This is a genomic window from Bifidobacterium apri (genome assembly GCF_009299485.1).
GTDB classification, from domain to species: Bacteria; Actinomycetota; Actinomycetes; order Actinomycetales; family Bifidobacteriaceae; genus Bifidobacterium; species Bifidobacterium apri.
In genome coordinates, this window is the sequence record NZ_WBSO01000030.1 from 1 (window position 1) to 2,727 (window position 2,727).

General features: G+C 61.2%; 2 protein-coding genes. Both read right to left on the bottom strand.

The features are described 5' to 3' along the window. Positions 1 to 225: 225 nt before the first annotated feature. A complete protein-coding gene (gene pdxT / locus DSM100238_RS09125; protein ID WP_152356348.1) occupies positions 226 to 837 on the bottom strand; it encodes a pyridoxal 5'-phosphate synthase glutaminase subunit PdxT in 612 nt (203 codons plus the stop codon). Between the two features lie 145 nt (positions 838 to 982). Next, positions 983 to 1,861 (bottom strand): pyridoxal 5'-phosphate synthase lyase subunit PdxS, encoded by an 879-nt coding sequence (gene pdxS / locus DSM100238_RS09130; protein WP_015449602.1) that lies wholly within the window; start codon positions 1,859 to 1,861, stop codon positions 983 to 985. Positions 1,862 to 2,727 lie beyond the last annotated feature (866 nt).

Here is a 2,727-nt window from a genome sequence, read left to right on the forward strand (position 1 = left end):
TATCAGCGGTCGGGGGCGTCCCGCGTGCGGCGGCAACACTCCCCGGATCATGAACGACAGGGCGATTCGGCCATACCACACTCGGCGACCGGGCCCCGCGGCGCGGGACCCACTAACCAATGTAATGGGCGTGCATGCGCCTATCCAACCCGGCAATGCACGATTCACGACGACACACCGGGCCTGCTCTACCGCGTATTCGCCGCGTCCTGTGCCCCCGCAACTTTACAGTGACAGGAACAGTTCGTGCACGCGCGTATCGTCGGTGAGTTCCGGATGGAACGCGGTGGCGAGAATGTTGCCCTGCCGCAAACCGACCACATGCCCGTCCACTTCCGTCTCGACGGTGGCTTTCGGCCCTACCTGCGCGACGTACGGCCCGCGGATGAACACGAGCGGCAAATCATGGATGTCGCCGAACGAGCCGACCGTCTGGAAACTGCCCAGCTGCCGCCCGTACGCATTGCGATGCACAACCGCGTCAAGCTCGCCGAAGTAGACATTGTCATCGTTGTCGAGTTTGCTGGCGAGCAGAATCATGCCCGCGCATGTTCCGAGCACCGGCTTGCCTGCGTCGATATGCCGTTTGATCGGGTCAAACAATCCGGTCGAATGCAGCAGTTTGCCTTGCGTGGTGCTTTCTCCGCCGGGCAGGATTACGCGGCTGATGGACTCGTCGAAATCCTCCGCAGCCCTGAGCAGACGCCAAGATGCGCCCAGTTTGTCAAGGGTCGCCGCGTGTTCGGCGAATGCCCCCTGGACGGCGAGAATGCCGGTGACGTCATGCGTCTGGTCGCCGCCTTGCTCCTTCTCGATGTATTGAACCGCTACAACCATAGGATCCTCCTCTCTTTTGTGCCCTAGTCTGTGTCTCTGAGCGCGCATCCTGTCACGCCGCTGTTGCGCCCCGCCCATGTCTCACCTGGTTTGCGGGCGGGGCGGACATGCGAAGCGCTCGGCGTCGGACTGCGCTACGCCCGGATCACTCTCCGCGAGCAGCCATGATGGTCTTGATTTCGTCCTCGTTGATGCCGACCATGGCCTCGCCCAGGTTTTCGCTCAGGCGGGCGAGCAGGTCCGCGTCCTGCCAGTTGGCGGTCGCCTGCACGATGGCGGCGGCGCGCTTGGCCGGGTCGCCGGACTTGAAGATGCCGGAGCCGACGAACACGCCTTCAGCACCCAGCTCCATCATGAGCGCTGCATCGGCCGGGGTCGCCACGCCGCCGGCGGCGAAGTTCACGACGGGCAGACGGCCGTTATCGTGCACGTACTTGGCAAGATCGTAAGGGACTTCGAGCTTCTTGGCGGCTTCGAAGATTTCGTCGTCGCGCAGTGCCTGCAGTTCATGGATTTGGCGATTCATCGTGCGCATGTGACGCACGGCCTGGATGACGTCGCCGGTGCCGGGCTCGCCTTTGGTGCGGATCATCGCGGCGCCTTCGGCGATGCGGCGCAGCGCCTCGCCCAGGTTCTTCGCACCGCATACGAACGGCACTTTGAACTGGGTTTTGTCGATGTGGTACACGTCATCGGCGGGGGAGAGCACCTCGGACTCGTCGATGTAGTCGATATCGATGGCTTGCAGGATGCGCGCCTCGGCGATATGCCCGATGCGCACCTTCGCCATCACCGGGATGGTGACGGCCTCCTGAATGCCTTTGATCATGGCCGGGTCGCTCATGCGGGAGACGCCGCCTGCCGCGCGGATGTCTGCGGGGATGCGTTCGAGTGCCATAACCGCGCACGCGCCGGCATCCTGGGCGATTTTCGCCTGTTCCGGGGTGGTGACGTCCATGATGACGCCGCCTTTGAGCATCTGGGCGAGGTTCCTGTTGAGTTCCGCGCGATTTTCTTCGGCCATGTCAATCCTTTCCGATTCGGACGAGCGGGTGGGATGTTTGCCGCGTGCGTGTTCGCGTTGCGAATCCGCGATTTTCTGCGGTTTTCTCGCCCGTCATGAGTGATTACGCATCATTATGGCGGGCTGATTGTTTGAAATCCATTACGGAATCGATCCAATCCGCGATTTTCTGACCCAGCCAATCCGCGGTTGGATTGGTTGGGTGTGCGGCGAGGGGCTGGTTGTGACCGGCGTTGGCAAGAGCGCGGTTGATTCGGATGGACACGATACGAGGAGCCAGGTCTGTCCCCCGTTGTGTGAGGATTGACTCACAAATCAGGTGGTTGGATGCCCAGAATCAGCAGGCTGGCAGGTGCGGATGACGCGGTGTGTGAGGATTGGCTCACAAAGTGCGTGGTTGGGGGAGTTGGAATCTGCTGTTTTGCCGGCTTGTGTGCCCGGTTTGTGAGGATTCGCTCACAAAGTGGGTGGTTTGGGATGCCGGAATCCACTGTGTTGGCCGCCCTGGTGCTGGGTTTGTGAGGATTGGCTCACAAACCGGGTGGTTGGGAAGCGGAGATCTGCTGTTTTTGTGGTGCGTGTACCCGTTGTGTGAGGATTCGCTCACACAGTGGGTGGTATAGCTGTTTTGGGACGTTGATTTGGGTGGTCTGGTAGCTGTTGTGTGAGGATTGGCTCACAAAGTGAGTAGTTGTGCGGTCGTAGGGGGCTTATACCGCGCCGGGATGCTGTGTTGTGTGATGATGTCCCTTGGGTTGGTGTATGAAGGGGTCGCCTTTTGTGTTTGCCGTGGCGTTGTCGTCGCGGCCCCTGTTGGCCGGTATCCTACTCCTGTTCCTGGCGTGTGGTGGTGTCGAGCGCGTCGA

Coding starts and splice junctions, on each gene's coding strand:
- pdxT (WP_152356348.1), bottom strand. CDS start 837: ATGGTTGTAGCGGTTCAATACATCGAGAAGGAGCAAGGCGGCGACCAG.
- pdxS (WP_015449602.1), bottom strand. CDS start 1,861: ATGGCCGAAGAAAATCGCGCGGAACTCAACAGGAACCTCGCCCAGATG.